The sequence below is a fragment of the Bradyrhizobium liaoningense genome, assembly GCF_018130955.1.
Taxonomy (GTDB): domain Bacteria; phylum Pseudomonadota; class Alphaproteobacteria; order Rhizobiales; family Xanthobacteraceae; genus Bradyrhizobium; species Bradyrhizobium liaoningense_C.
In genome coordinates, this window is sequence record NZ_JAFCJM010000002.1 from 109,543 (window position 1) to 126,673 (window position 17,131).

At 63.1% G+C, this 17,131-nt stretch carries 18 protein-coding genes and 1 riboswitch; of the genes, 6 read left to right on the forward strand and 12 right to left on the reverse strand.

Features of this window, described 5'->3' with window-relative positions; genetic code table 11:
- Positions 1-75 precede the first annotated feature (75 nt).
- Complete coding sequence (locus JQ632_RS02205) at positions 76-456, reverse strand: helix-turn-helix domain-containing protein (RefSeq protein WP_212400634.1); 381 nt, start codon at positions 454-456, stop codon at positions 76-78.
- Positions 457-669: 213 nt separating this feature from the next.
- On the opposite strand from JQ632_RS02205, the gene JQ632_RS02210 reads away from it, so the two are divergent.
- On the forward strand, positions 670-1,773 hold the full coding sequence (locus JQ632_RS02210) for an L-dopachrome tautomerase-related protein (protein ID WP_212400635.1): 1,104 nt from the start codon (positions 670-672) through the stop codon (positions 1,771-1,773).
- Between the two features lie 79 nt (positions 1,774-1,852).
- Here JQ632_RS02210 and JQ632_RS02215 read toward each other — a convergent pair whose 3' ends face one another.
- Complete coding sequence (locus JQ632_RS02215; protein WP_212400636.1) at positions 1,853-2,767, reverse strand: DUF2147 domain-containing protein; 915 nt, start codon at positions 2,765-2,767, stop codon at positions 1,853-1,855.
- Positions 2,768-3,113: 346 nt separating this feature from the next.
- Positions 3,114-3,198, forward strand: a riboswitch (ZMP/ZTP riboswitch).
- 34 nt (positions 3,199-3,232) lie between these two features.
- Between JQ632_RS02215 and glyA the strand changes: the two genes are divergently transcribed.
- Positions 3,233-4,495, forward strand: coding sequence for a serine hydroxymethyltransferase (gene glyA, locus JQ632_RS02220; protein WP_212400637.1), 1,263 nt, complete (start codon positions 3,233-3,235; stop codon positions 4,493-4,495).
- A 111-nt stretch (positions 4,496-4,606) separates the two neighbouring features.
- Here glyA and JQ632_RS02225 read toward each other — a convergent pair whose 3' ends face one another.
- Positions 4,607-5,392 carry a transporter substrate-binding domain-containing protein gene (locus tag JQ632_RS02225; protein WP_212400638.1) on the reverse strand — a complete coding sequence of 262 codons (786 nt, stop codon included), beginning with the start codon at positions 5,390-5,392 and terminating at the stop codon, positions 4,607-4,609.
- A 90-nt stretch (positions 5,393-5,482) separates the two neighbouring features.
- Between JQ632_RS02225 and JQ632_RS02230 the strand changes: the two genes are divergently transcribed.
- On the forward strand, positions 5,483-5,992 hold the full coding sequence (locus JQ632_RS02230; protein ID WP_212400639.1) for a DUF1993 family protein: 510 nt from the start codon (positions 5,483-5,485) through the stop codon (positions 5,990-5,992).
- A 106-nt stretch (positions 5,993-6,098) separates the two neighbouring features.
- On the opposite strand, the gene JQ632_RS02235 is transcribed toward JQ632_RS02230, so the two are convergent.
- From JQ632_RS02235 to JQ632_RS02260, 6 genes are all read right to left on the reverse strand, one after another.
- Positions 6,099-6,608 carry a hypothetical protein gene (locus JQ632_RS02235; protein ID WP_212400640.1) on the reverse strand — a complete coding sequence of 170 codons (510 nt, stop codon included), beginning with the start codon at positions 6,606-6,608 and terminating at the stop codon, positions 6,099-6,101.
- A 176-nt stretch (positions 6,609-6,784) separates the two neighbouring features.
- On the reverse strand, positions 6,785-7,774 hold the full coding sequence (locus JQ632_RS02240) for a hydroxyacid dehydrogenase (protein ID WP_212400641.1): 990 nt from the start codon (positions 7,772-7,774) through the stop codon (positions 6,785-6,787).
- 35 nt (positions 7,775-7,809) lie between these two features.
- Complete coding sequence (locus JQ632_RS02245) at positions 7,810-8,910, reverse strand: ABC transporter ATP-binding protein (protein WP_212400642.1); 1,101 nt, start codon at positions 8,908-8,910, stop codon at positions 7,810-7,812.
- A 5-nt stretch (positions 8,911-8,915) separates the two neighbouring features.
- Positions 8,916-9,827, reverse strand: coding sequence for a carbohydrate ABC transporter permease (locus JQ632_RS02250; RefSeq protein WP_212400643.1), 912 nt, complete (start codon positions 9,825-9,827; stop codon positions 8,916-8,918).
- A complete protein-coding gene (locus JQ632_RS02255; RefSeq protein WP_212400644.1) occupies positions 9,827-10,765 on the reverse strand; it encodes a carbohydrate ABC transporter permease in 939 nt (312 codons plus the stop codon). The genes JQ632_RS02250 and JQ632_RS02255 overlap by 1 nt, the downstream gene beginning before the upstream one ends.
- A 131-nt stretch (positions 10,766-10,896) precedes the next feature.
- On the reverse strand, positions 10,897-12,237 hold the full coding sequence (locus tag JQ632_RS02260) for an ABC transporter substrate-binding protein (RefSeq protein ID WP_212400645.1): 1,341 nt from the start codon (positions 12,235-12,237) through the stop codon (positions 10,897-10,899).
- 484 nt (positions 12,238-12,721) lie between these two features.
- On the opposite strand from JQ632_RS02260, the gene JQ632_RS02265 reads away from it, so the two are divergent.
- The 3 genes from JQ632_RS02265 to JQ632_RS02275 all read left to right on the forward strand — a co-directional run bounded on the left by JQ632_RS02265 (position 12,722) and on the right by JQ632_RS02275 (position 15,290).
- Positions 12,722-13,540 (forward strand): Spy/CpxP family protein refolding chaperone, encoded by an 819-nt coding sequence (locus tag JQ632_RS02265; protein ID WP_212400646.1) that lies wholly within the window; start codon positions 12,722-12,724, stop codon positions 13,538-13,540.
- Positions 13,541-14,211: 671 nt separating this feature from the next.
- Entirely contained in the window at positions 14,212-14,469 is a 258-nt protein-coding gene (locus tag JQ632_RS02270; RefSeq protein ID WP_212400647.1) for a PilZ domain-containing protein, read from the forward strand.
- 89 nt (positions 14,470-14,558) lie between these two features.
- Complete coding sequence (locus tag JQ632_RS02275; protein WP_212400648.1) at positions 14,559-15,290, forward strand: adenylate/guanylate cyclase domain-containing protein; 732 nt, start codon at positions 14,559-14,561, stop codon at positions 15,288-15,290.
- A gap of 58 nt (positions 15,291-15,348) precedes the next feature.
- Here JQ632_RS02275 and JQ632_RS02280 read toward each other — a convergent pair whose 3' ends face one another.
- The 3 genes from JQ632_RS02280 to glk all read right to left on the reverse strand — a co-directional run bounded on the left by JQ632_RS02280 (position 15,349) and on the right by glk (position 16,983).
- Positions 15,349-15,504: a hypothetical protein gene (locus JQ632_RS02280; protein ID WP_212400649.1), complete on the reverse strand. Its 156-nt coding sequence runs from the start codon at positions 15,502-15,504 to the stop codon at positions 15,349-15,351.
- A 156-nt stretch (positions 15,505-15,660) separates the two neighbouring features.
- Positions 15,661-15,864 (reverse strand): hypothetical protein, encoded by a 204-nt coding sequence (locus JQ632_RS02285; RefSeq protein ID WP_212400650.1) that lies wholly within the window; start codon positions 15,862-15,864, stop codon positions 15,661-15,663.
- Positions 15,865-16,008: 144 nt separating this feature from the next.
- Positions 16,009-16,983 carry a glucokinase gene (gene glk / locus JQ632_RS02290; RefSeq protein WP_212400651.1) on the reverse strand — a complete coding sequence of 325 codons (975 nt, stop codon included), beginning with the start codon at positions 16,981-16,983 and terminating at the stop codon, positions 16,009-16,011.
- Positions 16,984-17,131 lie beyond the last annotated feature (148 nt).

Consider the following 17,131-nt stretch of genomic DNA (forward strand, 5'->3'; position numbering starts at 1 on the left):
GAGCATGATCTCCGCGCAAACGCGTTCCGCGTTTGTCGCGCGGGAAAACCGCTGTGCACTTTTCCGGATCATGCTTTAGGCTGAGCGGCGGCGCTCCGCCAGCGGTACGACAGAGCTCTCTCGCGTCGAAAGATATTGCTTGCCCCACGTCCACAGCATGCGAACGACGGGCTCGAGCGTGCGTCCGAGCGCCGTCAGCGAGTATTCGACGCGTAGCGGGACCTCGGCATAGATCCGGCGATGAATGAGGCCGGCAGCCTCCAATTCGCGGAGCTGTCGCGTCAGCATGCGCTGCGTGATGCGCGACAAGCGGCGCTTGAGCTCGTTGAAGCGAACGGTGTCGTCGAGGAGGTGATAGAGGATAACGGCCTTCCATTTGCCGTCGATCAGGTCGAGCGTCGCCTCCACCGGACATCCGGCCGCACAATCATAGGTGTTGCCCGCGAGCTTCTTCATAGTTCACTCCGTGATACCAGGAGACGAAACTGTGCGTAATTGTCAGCATCCAAATTAGCGCGCAACGTGCCGCTCGCAAAGGCCGATATCGGCCGCAGATGCCAAACCTTTGCAGGAGTGCAGCGAGCCATTAGCCGGCGCAGACCGGCAGGGCGCGCATGAAAATCCTATTGAGGAAAACAAGGAGCGAGCAACGTGAGACAAGGGATTCGATTGGCCAGTTTGGCCGCAGCGGTCGTGCTGGCAGGAGCCGCCCACGCCGAGAACGGAAACGTCCAGGCGGAGGTCTTCGCCAAGCTGCCCCAGTCCGTCGGCAACATCGCATTCACGCCGGACAACCAGCTGATCTTCAGCCATCATCCATTCTACAGCCCGGACATTCGCGTGGCCCGGCTGACGTCGCCGACGACGTTCGAGCCGTTTCCAAATGCCCAGTGGAATACGCCGCGAAAGGGGACCGACCAGTATCTCGACAATGTGCTGGGCCTGCGCTCCGATGAGAGCGGCGTCGTGTGGATCATCGACATGGGCTTCCGGACCCAGATCACGCCAAAACTCGTCGGCTGGAATACGCGCACGAACAAGCTTGAGCGCATCTACTACATGCCGGAACCGATCACCGTGAAGGGATCGCAACCGCAGGACATCGTGATCGATCAGAAGAACCGGAAATTCTACATCGCCGACGAAAACATCGGACCCGGCGGCGACGGGTCTCATGCGGCGATCATCGTCATCGACATGGACAGCGGCGTCGCGCGGCGCGTGCTGGATGGCGATCGGTCAACCGTTCCGGAAAATGTGCTGATCACCGTCGATGGCAACGATCTGACGGTGCCCGGCAAGGATGGCAAGCCTTCGATCATCAAGGTTGGCTGCGACGGCATCACGATGGATGTCAGGTCCGAATGGGTCTACTTCGCGCCCCTCAGCGGCCGGTCGGTGTACCGCATCAAGGCCACCGATCTGAACGATGAGAAGCTCAGCCCGGAGGAGCTGAGCGGCAAGGTCGAACGCTACTCGGACAAGCCGAACAATGGTGGCCTGTCGATCGACTATGCCGGCAATCTCTACCTCACCGCCGTCGAGACAAAGTCAATCGGCATTGTCGGCGCGGACCGCAAGTACCGCACCTATCTCAGCGACCCTGATATGGTTTGGCCCGATGGGATCACGGCGTCGCCCGACGGCTACATGTACGTGTCGGCGTCCCAGGTCTCGGCCGCAGCCATGTTCCATGGCGGCAAGGCGGAGAACAAGACACCGTATCTGATCTATCGCTTCAAGCCGCTTGCAACAGGCTACATCTCGCGCTGACGGCAGGCCCTAGACGAAGGAGCCCGGCATCAGGTGATGCCGGGCTCCTTTTCGCGGAGGTCGGTACCTTGCGACTGTCTCAGTTCACGCGCGTCCAGGTCTGGCCGCCGCAGAACATGCCGCCGAAGGCGCAGCCCTGCACGCGCAACCGGTCCGTGCCGCGCATCGCGATCGTCGAATCATAGGTCGAGCCGGAGTTGGGATCGAGGATGCGGCCGGTCCATTTCTGGTCCTTGGTCGGCTTCATGTTGATCAGCACCTGCTCGCCATTCAGGTTCGACTTGGCGTCGACCGAATAGCCGCAGAGATTGTTGCCGCACTGCTCGATGCGGACCTTGCCTTCCTTCTCCTCGGTCAGCCAGATGCCCAGCGGCGAGTTGAGGTCGCGGGTCGGGGCGGGGGCTGCAACGGGCGCAGGCGCGGCGGCCGCCTGAACGGGGGCCGGTGCCGGCGCGGGCGGCGGGGCCGCGGGTGCGGGCGGAGCAGCCGCGACCGTCGGGGCCGGCGGCGGTGTCACTGCGGGTGCAGCCGGCTGCTCGGCCGGAGCGGCGGCCGGGAGCGGAGGAAGCGGCGGCAGGACGGCGGTTTCGGCCGGCGCATTGTTCGCCGTCGTGGTCGGCGGTGGAGCTGGCGGGGCGGGCGGAGCCGGCGGTGGCGCGACGGCAGGGGTGGCAGCCTGTTCGGCCGCGGGCGGCGCTGCGACTGGGGCGGGGGCCGGGCTGGCGGGCTGCTGCGGCTCGGTCCTGGCCTGCTGCGGCGGCTGCTGCTTCTGCGCGCTCGGGTCGGATTTGGTGTCGTTCTTTACGTCGTTCTTTGCGTCGTTTTTGGCCTTCTTGGCCTTGTCGCGCCCGGTATTGTCATAGACGCCGGGGATCGACACGGTGCCGCGGTCGGGGTCGATGCGGATGGTGTGGCCGCCATATTCGATGGTGTATTGCGCCTGTGCGGCCGTGCTCGCCAAAAGAAATGCGGCCAACGCCAACAGCTTCTTCATTTCCGTCTCCTGAGGTAGTCCCGCATCGACGCTTACGCTTCGGCCCCGTCGCGTAGCGTGATCTAGATCACTTTCAAGTTATGAGTCGTCCTCCAGTCGCTCCTGGTTCAATGCCATGCAAGTCGGTCCAGAGTTTGACCGCTCGTCCAACACTCGTCCAACGCATGGCGATGTCGCGCAGGACCAGGGGCGAGAGCTTGTCGGAGCGCGTAGCGATGCGACGACATTGTTTGATTTGTTGAGGAAGCGCTCGACGAGATTTCGCAAGGGGCAGCACCAACTGGTAGTTGCGGGTGGTCCGCAGGTCGGCTAAATCTTGCTTTGCGAAGAGCCTCCGTGCTCATTCGTCCTGTCGCGCGACTGGCGAACTAACGTGGAAACGACCACGGTGAAGCGCGAAGGTTTCGACGCCGATCGCCTGGGCAACCCATCTGCTGGAAAAACAGCGTGTTGAGGAGCCCGAGCATGCCGTCGTTTCGCAACGAACTGACCATCAACGATCAAGAGATCGCCGCAGCCCTTGTAGGCGAAGAGCGCCGTCAACAGGACGGCGTCGAACTGATCCCGTCAGAGAATTACACCTACCCGGAGGTGCTTGAGCTGCTCGGGTCGGTCTTCACCAATAAATACTCCGAGGGATATCCGGGACGCCGGTACTACGGCGGCCAGCTGTTCACGGACGAAATCGAGAACCTCGCACGCCAGCGCGCCTGCTCGCTGTTTCGTGCCGGGCACGCCAACGTTCAGCCTCTATCGGGATCGCCGATGAATCAAGCTGTCTATCTCGGCCTGTTGAATCCCGGCGACACCATTCTCGCCATGGACCTGTCCCATGGTGGCCACCTCACTCACGGCGCGCCGGTGTCCCACATGGGGCGTCTGTTCAACTTCGTTCGCTACAAGACGGCCTCGTCAAACGGCGGCGTGATAGATTTCGACGAATTGCGCGCGATTGCGCAGCAAGCGCGTCCGAAGATGGTGTTGTGCGGCTACAGCTCCTATCCGCGCGACCTGGACTATGCGGCGTTCAAGAGTATTGCCGACGAAGTCGGCGCGCTCACGATGGCTGACGTGAGCCACTATGGCGGACTGGTCGCCGCTGATGCCATGCGCAACCCGCTTGATGCCGGCTTCGACGTCATGACGACGACATCCCACAAGACACTGCGCGGTCCCCGTGGCGGGATCATCCTGTGCCGGAAGGAACATGCCGGTCGGATCGATGCGTCCGTCTTTCCCGGCTTGCAGGGCGGCCCCCACATGAATGTCGTGGCGGGGATTGCCGTGACGCTCAAGAAGGCGGCTACGGCGGAGTTCCAGGTTTACGCGCGGCAGGTTTTGCGCAACGCGCAGGTTCTTGCGGGCGCGCTGATGGAGCGCGGCATGAAGCTGGTCACGGGCGGGACAGACAATCACATGATGGTCGTCGATACGGCAGCATCCGTCGGACTGGACGGGCGCGCAGCCGAGGACGTGCTCGATGCCATCGCGATCACCACGAACAAGCAGATTATTCCGGACGATCCGCGCCCGCCGCTCAGGCCGAGCGGTATTCGCCTCGGGACACCGGCGGCGACCACGCGTGGCATGGGAGAGCCCGAAATGCGTCGTATCGGCGAGTTCATCGCGGCGGCTCTGCAAGCGAACGGAGACGATGCGGTCGTCGCGCGCCTCAGGTCGGAGTGCGTCCAGATGTGCCGGGCGTTTCCTGTTCCAGGCGTGGTCTAAAGCCTGATCCGGACCCAACAAGCGCGGAACGCGTTTGCGCGGGGATCATGCTCAAACAAGAAACCAAAAGCGCGATGACAAATCTCATCGCGCTTTAGTTTGAACCTGGGCCTAGTCGAACCAGGCGCTGTAGATCTTCTTGAAACTGCCGTCCTCCATCGAGACATGGAGCCACTGGTCGACGAAGGCTTTCAACGCGACATCGCGCTGCAGCCAATAGGCTTTCTCCGAAAAGTCGAACGGCTTATCCGGATGCACCGCGCAGAGCACGCCCGGATGCTGTTTCTGCTGGAAGCGGGTCTCCGAGGCGTCCGTCATCATCAGGTCGGCATTGCCCTTGGCGATCTCGTCGAAGATCACGGTGTTGTCGGGGAAGACGTTGATCTCGGCGTCCTTGATGTTGGCGCGGGCGAAGCGCTCGTTGGTGCCGCCGGGATTGACGATGACGCGCGTGCCCTTCTTGTCGATGTCGGCGAGCGTCTGGTACTTGCCGACGTCGGCGCAGCGCGCGATCGGCGTCTTGCCCTCGCGCATGATCGGCGTGGAGAACAGGCCTTTCTTCTGGCGGTCGAAGGTGATGGAGACGCCGCCCATGGCGATGTCGAACTGATCGGCCTCAAAATCCTTCATCAGCTTCGGCCAGGCGGTCGGGACGTATTCGACCTTGACGCCGAGCGCCTTGCCGAGCGCTTCCGCCATGTCGACGTCGAAGCCGGCGAAGGTCTGGGTCGCCTTGTCGAGATAGGTGAACGGCTTGTAGTCGCCGGTCATGCCGACGCGCAGCGTGCCGCGCTTCATGATGTCGTCGAGGCGGGAAGCGGGGGCCGCCTGCTGCGCGTGGGCCGCAAAACTCACCAACAGGGCGGCAGCCAGGCCAACCAATTTTCGAACGATCATCTCTTTTCCACCCCTGTCTGAACTGTCATCTTGCTCTCGCGATGCGGATTTAGACCAGTTGTCCGCCGCAGGCGAGAAGGAATTGGAGATTTGACGATATCGCTCCACGAGGCGTCGGCCGGGCTGTTCGTGCCGTTCCTGCACAATCTGTCCGGGCTGCTCGACCAGGCCGGAGCCTACGCCGAGGCACGCAAGATCGATCCGGCCGTGCTGCTCGGGATGCGGCTCTATCCGAACATGTACGATCTGGCGCAGCAGGTCGGCGAGGCCATGCGCCACGCGGTGGTCGGCTCAGCCTTGCTGGCCGGGCGCGAACCGCTCGCCTTTTCCGATTCGAAGCCTGATCTGGCCGAGCTGAAATCGCGCATCGCGGCTGCAATCGCCTTCATCGAAGGCTTGCCGCGCGCGGAGATCGACGCGGCCGCCGACAAGGACGTCGCGTTCCGCTTGAAGAGCGGGGTCGAGCTGCCCTTCACCGGGCGGTCGCTGCTGCTGACCTTCAGCGTCCCGCAATTCTTCTTTCACGTCACGACGGCCTACGACATCCTGCGGCACGCCGGCGTCGACCTCGTGAAGCGGGACTTTCTGGGCAGGCGCTAGAGCATGATCCGGAAAAGTGTGACGCGGTTTTCCCTCGCGACAAACGCGGAACGCGTTTGCGCGGAGATCATGCTCAAGAATTAGAGCCTAAAGCGCCATGCGCGCTCTAGGCCTCGCCCCTCTGCACGAACTGCGCAAGCCCGGTGCGGCCGGCGATCTCGTTGCGCAAGACCTCGAAGCGGTGCTGCGCCTCGGCCTCGCGCTCGTCGACCAGCCTGACGGCGGCTTCGCTTGTCATGGGGCCACTGACGACCGGGGTGGAGTAGTCGCCGATGGTCTCGTGCACGTAATACTGGCCGTCGTCACCGCGCTGCACACTCCATTTGAAGCGCAGCGCCGCCATCGGACCGGGGCCGACCTTGCTGTAGCCGTCGGCATCGGCCTGCTCGGGCACCAGCGGCTGCTCGTCGACCAGGATCTGCTCGTCGTCGACCAGAGGCGGTTCGTCGAATGACTGCTCCGGCTCGTCGAATGAGGGCAGCGGCGGTGGCACCGGTTCGGCCAAAATGGCCTGCACGTCGATCGCAGGTTCCTCGGCGTCGCGAGCGGGCTCCGGGCGTTCGAGAATGCTGGCGATCGTCGCCAGCGTGTGATCGGTCGGGTCGATATTTGACAAGGGTCCATCCTCCGCGAGGCCCGCGGCCGGCAAATCTGTCCCACTGCCGCCGCGGTTCCCTACATTACGCGCTTTGGATTAAGGCTGAGTTTGGGCCCGATTTGCACCAAAATGGGACGGTTCCTGTCCTTACCGAGGCGGCGGGCGGATGGGCGCCCGCGACCTCCGGCGCGGCATCAGCCCAGCACGTCCTGATTGATCACGTTGACCCGGATCGGATCGCCGTCGAGCACGCTCAGGATATTGCGCGCGGTCTGCTCGCTCATGCGATCGACGGCCTCGACGGTGACGCCGGCGACATGCGGCGCGGTGATCACGTTGGGCAGCGCGAACAGGGCGTGCCCGACCGGCGGCGGCTCCTGCTCGAACACGTCGAGGCCGGCGCCGGCGATCTTGCCGGACACCAGCGCTGCGTGCAGCGCCTTCTCGTCGACGATGCCGCCGCGTGCGGTGTTGACGAGATAGGCGGTCGGCTTCATCGACCCGATCCGCGCGGCATTGAACAGGCCGACCGTCTCCGGCGTCTTCGGGCAGTGGAGGGTGACGAAATCGGCGCGGGGCAGCGCTGCGTCGAGGTCGCTGACCACCTCGCAGCCGGCCGCCCTGATGTCATCCGCGCTCTTGTAGGGATCGAACACCAGCACGTTCATTTCCATCGCCAGGCAGCGCTTGGCCGTGCGCGAGCCGATGCGGCCGAAGCCGATGATCAGCACGGTCTTGCCGTAGAGGTCGAAGGGCAGCATGCCGAGCCGGTCGGCCCATTTGCCGTCGGTGACGCAGGCATGCATCTCCTGCGCGCGCTTGGCGAGGGTGAGCATCATGAACAGCGCCTGCTCGGCCACTGAGGGCGAGTTCGCGGTGCCCGCAACCAGCAGCGGCACCTTGCGGCGGGACAGGGCCGTAACGTCGACCGCGTCGTAGCCGACGCCGATCCGCGTCACCACCTTCATGTCCCTGGATGCCTCGAGCTCGGGCTCGCCGAACCTGGTGGCCCCGAGGGCCACACCATGGACGGGCGCGTGCTCCCTCAGCATGGTCTGGAAATCAGGCGTCGAGATCAGATTGGGGAATTCGACGAGCTCGATATCATCCCGCTGGGTGAGAAGGGCGCGTGCGCCTCGCGACAAAGTCTGCGTGACGAAAATCTTCTTCTTGTTGGTTGCCATAATCCCCTGCCTGATCGAAGTGTCTTGTCCGGCCTCTACAACACGATGCCGGTCGCCTCGTTTAGCAGGTGCATATTGTTGAGGTCCATCGCCAAACGCATGGGTGCTCCGTCCCTGGCGCCGGCATTGGGATTGACCCGGCCGCAGACGGGCGCCCCGTCGAGCCCAAAGTAGACCAGCGTCTCCATGCCCATCGGCTCGGTGACATCGAGCATGGTGTCGAATGTCTCGACGCCGGGCTCTAGATGCGCGTGCGACTCGGTGATGTGCTCGGGCCGGATTCCGAGCAGCAGTCTGTCGGTGCGGGCGAGCGCGTTGTAGCGGGCCGCGCGCGAGGGCGGCAGCGCAAACGAGATGCGGTCGGTCAGGCGCAGATTGAGCTTGCCGCCGGTGTCCTCGAGCCGGCACGGGATGAAATTCATCGCCGGTGAGCCGATGAAGCCCGCGACGAAGCGCGTCGCCGGCTTGTGGTAGAGCTCGTTGGGCGTGCCGATCTGCTCGATGCAGCCCTTGTTCATGACCACGACGCGGTCCGCCAGCGTCATCGCCTCGACCTGGTCGTGGGTGACGTAGACCGTCGTGGTGCGCACCTTCTGGTGCACCTTCTTGATCTCGATCCGCATCTGCACGCGCAGCTTTGCGTCGAGATTGGACAGCGGCTCGTCGAACAGGAAGACTTTTGGGTTGCGCACGATGGCGCGGCCCATCGCCACGCGCTGGCGCTGGCCGCCGGAGAGCTGCTTCGGCTTGCGGTCGATCAGGTCGGTGATGTCGAGCAGGCGCGCGGCCTCCGTCACCCGCGCCTTGATCTCAGCCTTCGGATAGTGCTTCAGCCTGAGGCCGAACGACATGTTCTCGGCGACCGTCATGTGCGGGTAGAGCGCGTAGTTCTGGAACACCATCGCGATGTCGCGATCCTTGGGCGGCACGTCGTTGACGACGTCGCCGCCGATCAGGATATCGCCGTCGCTGATGTCCTCGAGCCCTGCGATCATGCGCAGCGTCGTCGACTTGCCGCAGCCGGACGGGCCGACCAGCACGATGAACTCATGGTCGGCGATATCGAGGTCGATGCCGCGCACCGCCTCGACGTCGTCGTAGCGCTTGACCACCTTCCGTAACGCAACGTCAGCCATGAGAATCAACCCTTTGTCGCGCCGGCGGTCAGGCCGGCAATGTAATAGTCCATCAGGAAGGCGTAGATAATCAGCGGTGGTGCTGCGCCGAGCAGGGCGCCGCTCATGATCTGTCCCCAGTTGAAGACGTCGCCCTTGATCAGGGTGGTGGTGATCCCCACGGGGAGAACGAACTGGTCCACTGATGTCGTGAACACCAGGGGATAGAGGAACTGCGCCCAGGACACGGTGAAAGCGAAGATGGTCGCGGCGATAAGCCCCGGCAGGGCGACCGGAATGAAAATCCGCGTCAGCGTCTGGAGCCAGGACGCGCCGTCGATGATGGCGGCCTCGTCCAGCTCCTTGGGGATCGAGGCAAAGTAGCCGATCATGATCCAGGTGCAGAACGGAACCGTCAGCGTCGGATAGATGAACAGCAGCACATACCATCTGTTGAGAAGCGGGATCCCCGTCCACTCCTGAACGGTCGCGAACACCTTGAAGAGCGGGATGAACAGCAGGCTGTCCGGGACCAGGTAGGTCAGGAAGACGCCGGTCGCCAGCGTCGCCGAGCCCCAGAACTTCATCCGCGCCAGCGCAAATGCAGCAGGGATGCTGATCACCATGGTGACGATCACCACCACGATCGACACCATGGCCGAATTCCAGAAGAAACGGAGGAATTGGTTGGATGTCAGCAACTCGACGTAGTTTGCTAGCGTCGGATGGAAAACCCACCACGGGTTGGTGGCCGCCGAGATTTCCGCGCTAGTCTTCAGCGAGGTGATCAGCATGTAGAGCGGCGGCGTCAGCGAAAAGATCGCAAACAGCACCAGGAAGAAATAGGACCAGCGCAGCGCCCACGCGCGGTCTCGGCTCATGCTGCCGTATTTGACGTTGCGCCGGGGGCCAGCCTTGTCGATTGCGACCGTGCTCATCAGGCTTCATTCCCGCGTTTGGAGACGTCGCGCAGGATGAAGATGGCCGCGACGGCGAGGATTGGGACCATGAATAGCGAGACGCTGGCGCCGAGCGGAATGTCGCTGCTCTCGATGCCGACCCGGAATGCGTAGGTTGCAAAGATCTGGGTCTGGTCGAGCGGGCCACCCGAGGTCAGGATGCGCACGATGTCGAAATTGGCGAAGGTGACGATCAGCGAGAACAGCGTCGTGATCGCAATGATGTTGCGCATCATCGGCAGCGTCACGTACCAGATGCGCTGCCACCAATTGGCGCCGTCGATCGCGGCCGCCTCGTAGAGCTGATCGGGCACCGATTTCAGCGCCGCCAGGTACATGATCATGAAGAACGGCGCGCCATACCAGACATTGACGAGAATGACGGAGAAGCGCGCCCAGGCGGCGTCGCCAAGCCAGGGAATGGGACCGATGCCGAAGAAGGAGAGCGTGTAGTTGAACGCACTGTAGGAGGGGTCGAACAGCCAGAGCCAGGCCAGCGTGCTCATTGCCGGCGGGATGACCCAGGGCACCAGCAGCATGCCGCGCCATTTGCGCTGCCCCTTGGCGGGAATGTTGTGAACGAAGTGCGCGACGATGAAGCCGATCAGCGCTTTGAAGATGACGGCCGTTATCGCGAAGATGCAGGATTGCTTCACCACCATCCAGAACGTTTCGCGCTTGAACAGGAAGGTGAAATTGCCGAAGCCGACGAACTTCTGCATCGACTTGTTCAGCGTCGACAGGTGAACCGAGTAAAGGGCAGGGTAGAGCACGAGCAACGCGATCAGCAGGATCAGCGGCAGCGTCAGGAAAAACGCCACGGTCGATTTTCGCCTCAACGCATTGTGCAGGCTCCCGCCTTTGCGTGCCCTCGTTGTGCGAGCGGCGCGACTATGCTGAACGACGACCTCAGCCATGACCGAACCTTCCTTGCAGAATGTCTGTTCGCGAAGCCGGCCGCTCGGTCGGCTCATCGGATCATACATCGAACGGCGGATTGTCCTGGCGGCTCACGCCGGAGGCGTGAACCGCCGTGACACATCCCGGTTCAGGTTCGCATGAAGCCTTCGCACTCGCCCTCGGCCCAGGCGAGCGTGGTCTCCATCTTCTCTCCCTGCGCAAAGCGGAGCGCCATCTTGGTCAGGATCGCCTGTGCGTAGATCTGCTGGGCGATCTTTGGCGGTGCAGGAGAGGCCGCAATCGACAGCGTCTGATGATTGTAGGGGTTGGGATAGTGATAGAGCGTTCCTTTCGGCGGCTCTACCTCGGCCCACGTCTTCAACGTCGTCATGTTCGCATAGGCGGGCAGGTCGTAGCCGCCGCTGGCAGAGACGAACTTCTCGATCGACGACGCCTGCGACAAATGGGTGAGCAGGCTCTTGGCCGCTTCCTTGTTCTTGGAGAAGTTCCAGAGGCCCCAATAGTACGGTAGATAGGGCGCAAAGCGGCCTTTCGGGCCGGCCGGAAAGCCGTGCGTCCAGCATTGCTCGGCGACCTGCGGTGCGTCGCGCTTGGCCACCGCCCAGGCGCTCGGCGGATTCATGATGAGGGCGCCGCGGCCGGAGATCAGCCATTTGTTATTCGAGGCGTCGTCCCAGGATGGCGCGTCCGGTGGCAGGAAGGCGATCAGCTTCTTGTAATATTCGAGTGCCTGACGGACCTGATCGGTCTTCACTGTGGGCTCGCCCTTGGCGTTGACGAGTTCGGCGCCGAACGACTGGAAGATCGCGCCCGCCGTGTCGACGCTGTCGGTGGTTTCGCCGAGGCCGATGCCGAAGGGAAAGCCGCCCTTCTGGCAGGCTTCCGCGGCCTTCAGGAATGTCTCCATCGTCCAATTGTCGGCCTTCGGCGGCGCGCCCGCAGGGTACATTTCCTGGACGTCGATGCCCGCGTATTTCTTCATCAGATCGATGCGCGTGCAGGGCCCCTTGATCTGGCTCCCTGGGGTAGCGGGTACTGCAAGCCATTTTCCCGCAGCCTGTCCGAGATATTTCACGGTGCCGTTCACTTCACCGTTCTGCTTGATCGCCGGCTCCACGACGTCGTTCACCGGCTCGAGCTGTTCGGAGTAGGCGTGCGGCCACCAGGTGTACATCTGAAGAATATCGTGACCGGACTTCGCCTGCGCTTCGGCCGCGACGGTCAACTCGATCTTCTTGTTGTTGCTGGTGATGTAGTCGATGGAAACCTCGACCTTCTCCTTCGCTGCCCATTCGTTGACGAGATCGGTGGAGGTCTTGTTGGCGTCGGGTACCCAATGGTCCCAGAAGCCGATCGAGAGCTTGCCGGCGGCATAGGCGCCGCGCACATAGGGCGCGGTGATCAGCGCCGCGGAGGACATCGCAGTTGCGGCAACAAATTGTCGTCGCGTCAGTTTCTTGCGTGACATCTCGTTTCCTCGCTCTGGTTGTTTATTGTTTGCTCTTCTTTGGTACCGTTCCCTGGTTCTTGTTTTTCGTGCCGGTTCTTGCTTTTTCGTGCCATCGCCTCGCGCAGCCGGTCACGTGAGGCGCGGAGAATTGGTAGCGCGATCAGAGCAGAATTGATTGCGTCTGTCGAGAAATCCAAAACGCGCGCATCTAGAACTAACGTTGTGTGCAGCGATTCAGCAGCGGTGAACCGAAGCACATCCTTTTGCGACGCACACGGTGGGTGCGACAGCCGGGCCGACGATCCCTACGCAATTACGCCGCAGTTTCGAATAAGCCTTCATAACCGCTTCGCCTGAAACGCTTTTCAGGCGTGGACAGGTTCGCGCGTGCCTGGACACGCGCCTAGACCTGGGCGCGGCGGCAACGCTAGAGTTCCAACCAGGCAGACTCCTGCCAGCAGACAATCCAATCAGACCAAGCAGATCGAAGATGGAGACGAGAATGATCAACCCGACGCAGCGCTCGCCGCTTCGCCTGCGACGATGGTTCGCGCTCGGGTCAATGGTGGCGCTATTGTTGGGCGCCGCCGCCGTTGCCAACGCGCAAGGCCTGGTCAAGGGCGTGCAGGACGGCGCGGCGGCCGGCAACAAGGCGGCCGGCCCCGTCGGCGGCGTGCTCGGCGGTGCCATCGGCGGCGTGGTCGGTGTGTTCACCGGTGTGCTGGGGGTCGGCAACAACAACCAGGCGCCGGCGGGCAAGGACGCCAGCAAGGATGCCAAGGACGCGAGCAAGGGCGGCAAGAACGCGGACGCCAAGAGCGGGGATTCCAAGAGCGGGGATTCCAAGAGCGCCAAGGACGGCACCAAGGACAAGTCCGGGAAGGGCGCCAAGGACTCCAGCAAGGCTGCCAAGGGCGGCAAGGACAAGGACGTCACCGTGCTGACCCAGAACGGCGCGCCCCAGGTCACGGCCGAGCAACTCGTTGCCAACAGCGACGCCTATATCGAGCGTATCAAGACCGAGCTGAACCTCACGCCCGACCAGGAGAAGCACTGGTACGGCTTCTCCAGCGCCATGCACTACCTCGGCCATAATGGTGCAGAGCGGCTCAACCTGCGGGTGGCGCGCGCCAAGCGCGATCCGCCCGACGACATCATCGAGCAGATGCGCAACGAGGCGCAGTTCCTGATCGACCGCGCCGCCGATCAGCGCAACGTCGCCGACGCCGCCGAGCCGCTGTTTTCGAGCCTGGACGACAAGCAGAAGCAGGTCTTCATCCAGGAGATGGTGCGGCTCAGCCACGAGCGCGGGCTCGACTAAAGCGCGATGGCTTTAGGTTGAATCGTCATCGCGCTTTAGTTCTTTGTTTGAGCATGATCTCCGCGCAAACGCGTTCCGCGTTTGTCGCGCGGGAAAACCGCTGCGCACTTTTCCGGATCATGCTTTAGCGGACAAGGCGAATCGGACGATCGCGCGCGTCCCGCGCGACTCGTCCGGCTGAATCGGTCCGGCGCATTGGCATCGGCGAGCCGCGCCGCGAATAGCCGGGCCACCTTGCCCTGGGGTAGGTGGAAGGCTCGGCGCCCGGCTATCCTGCCGCAGCGGCGCGGCCCGCCCAATTCGTCACGCGAAGTTGAAGAAAAGCGGACCGGATCGCGCCTGACTTATGGCCGACTTGCGACCTTGTCGGGAACCCGTGGTGATTCTACACGCAGCATCCGGGCGACAGCCGACCCGCGGATGAGCGGATACGTCTTCGCATCGATGAGCTCGCCAAGCGCCAGCAGCACGCGTTTGCTGAGGTGCTTCAATCGGATCGTCACGCGCTCCTATGCCGGCAAGGGCGTCGTCCGCTACGCGTGGTGAGCTTGCCCGTCGTTGCAGTGCAAGGCGCGCCGCATCGCACAATGGATTGACCCGGTGCAACGCCGGGCGTGTGCAATTCGTTTAGGCATTCTGACTATCGTTCAAGGGAACGAGGCAAAAGGCGGATGGACGACAAGCGAAAGTACCCGCGCGTCGAAATCGAAGAGCTGGCCTATGTGTCATCCGGCGGCTCGGTGATGAGCTGCGTGGTTCGCAACATCTCGCCGGCAGGAGCCGCTATCGACGTCGACAATCCCGCCTTCGTCCCGCAACGCTTCCGGCTGGTCCTGGCGAAGGATTCGTCCGTTCACGACTGCCGGGTGATCTGGATCCAGAAGAACCGGATCGGCCTCGCTTTCATCGACGGGCAGGGCGGGCGCTGACTCCCCGGCGCGGACGAATTTCCTGCGCCGCCGACACCGATAGTGCTAGCTTGCCGATGTCGGGATTGGATTAGCCAAGGCGCCTGCCCATGACTTCGGAGCCCGCCACCATCTGCCTGGGTTGTTGGCAGAACCTGAGTGTGCCGATCCCCTTGCGCGGGCCGTTGTCGGCGCCGTTCCGCCTGTTCGGTATCAGACCGAGCCGGATGAACCCGAACACCTGCACCATCTGCGAGATGGCGTTTTCACGGGTGATGAAGGCCCGCGCCGTCACCATCGACGCGACCATCGTGTTTGCGGATTTGCGCGGCTACACGGCGTTGACCCAGACGCTTGCACAGGCGGAACTGACGTCGCTGCTCGATGCCTTCTATGATGACTGCGCAGCGGCGATCTGGCGCTATGACGGTCTCCTGAACAAGACGATCGGCGATGCCGTGTTTGCGATCTTCAATTTTCCGGTGAAGCATTCCGATCATGCGGTGCAGGCGCTGCTCGCCGCCCGTGACATCCAGGCGCGCTTCAGCCGCCGGCGCGAGGAGCTTGCCCGCGCCATCGGTGCCGGCGGCCACGAGCTCGGCATCGGGATCGGCGTTGACAGCGGAGAAACCAATTTTGGCGAGTTCGGCAACACCCATCGCGATCTGACCGCGGTCGGAACGGTGGTGAACCGCGCGGCGCGCGCGCAGGCCGCGGCCGGATCCGGCGAGATCATGGTGACGCAGGCGGTGAAGGACCGTACCGGCGACATGGTCGGGGGGAGCGGCCGCGAGCATTTGCTGAAAGGCTTTCAGCAACCAGTAACCCTGTTTGCGGGCTGAACCACAAACACGAATGGCCGCCCGAGGGGCGGCCATTCGATGGATAAGTTACGGCGTCTTAGCCGATGAAGGCGCTCAGATCGACGCCCGCGGCCATCACGCCGAAGGACGCAACCAGGCCGACGCAGCAGAACAGCAGCAGCGTCTTGAACGACTGGTCAATGCTACGAGATTCAGCGGCGGCCGGCATCGCGGCCAGAGAAATCATGCTCATGTCAGTACCCCCCTTTGTTGCCCCTGAATTGCATCAGGTGAGGGAACTCCTAGAGCAAAAAGTTTGACGCGAGCTTGCCAGAGAGCCTTAACGGAATCGCAATCGCTGCGGAGACTCGCGGGCGGACCGCGGCACCATCAGCGAGATCGAGGCTCGTCAATTGCGCGTCGTGCCGAGCACCTTGGCGATGGTCTGGGCCGTCATTGCGGCACGGTCGGAGGCCCGCTGCGCGGCCAGCCGATCCTTGGCCTTTTCGGCGATCAGGAGCTCGATCAAGGCCATGCGCTTGTCGTCATCGTCAGCTTCGGTCAGGAGCTGGTGATAACGATGATAGTCAAATCCGATATCTGGTTTACGCATGCAACGCCCCCGCACGCAACGCCACGACGGAAGAATTCTTCCTCAACCCGTGGCGGTAGGCAAGATGGAACTCACGTTTGGGGATGCGGTCGCGGCAATGAGTTGTGAATTGCGCGGCCGCGCGGTGTCGCAGCAACCGGTCGCTTACGCCGTGTGATGATCGGAAAAAGCTTTCAGGCCCTCAAAGCTCGCATCGGGCTTCACGACCAGGCTGGTCGGGATGTTGCGAAGGTAGCCCTCAAAACTTCCCTTGGCTTCGAATCGCTTGCGAAAGTCCGAGGCAGCGAGGAATTTTGGAAAGCGCGGCACGATACCGCCGGCGATATAGACGCCGCCGCGGGCGCAAAAGGTCAGGGCCAGATTGCCGGCGACGGACCCGAGCAGGCCGCAGAACATCTCGAGCGCGGCGTGGCTGAGCTTGCAGCTCCCGTCGAGCGCCGCGGTCGTGATGCCGGCGGCGTCGCGTTTCGGCGCGGGAATGCCTTCGACCTCCGCAAGCGCCTCGTACAGGTTCTGCAAGCCGGCGCCCGACAGTGCTCCCCGTTCGATGCAGACGAAGCCAAGGCGCTTCCGCATGCGATCGACCACCTGCTCCTCGCGCTCCGTTTCCGGGGGCAGGGTGGCGTGACCGGCCTCGGTGATCACGGCGATGCGGGCGCCGTTGCGCTCGACGAGGCACGAGGCGCCAAAGCCCGTTCCCGGGCCAAGCACCAGCATCGGCGCCCCTGACACGCCGGCCTTGCCGCCGAGCGGAAGCAGGTCGGCCGGCTGCAAGGCCGGCAGCGACCAGGCCAGCACCTCGAAATCGTTGAGGACATGGACCGTGTCGAAGGCAAAGGCCGGCTGGAGCTCGGCGCCGTCGATGATCCAGGGGCTGTTGGTCATGACGCAGCGATTGTTCTCGACCGGTCCGGCGACCGCGAGAACAGCCGTTTTGACCGGCGCGGACAGAACGCTCCGGGAGAGCACGTCCGCGACCGCATCCTTGACGGTCGGAAAATCCGCGACCTTCACATAGGTGACGGGTCCGACGACGCCGTCCTCGACCATCGCGAAACGCGCGTTGGTGCCGCCTATGTCGGCGAGCAAGGCGCAACCTCTCGTCCTGCTGTCACTCATGCCTGCACGGAACCCCTTGTGTGCGTCACCGCAATCCAGTCCGCATAGCATCGGCGGGATGCCTTGGGAATCCGCCGACCGCAGCGACAACGCCGATGGGGCCGAACCGTTGCGCGGGCCGGTCGCGGCCGTCCGCTCAGTTGCCTAT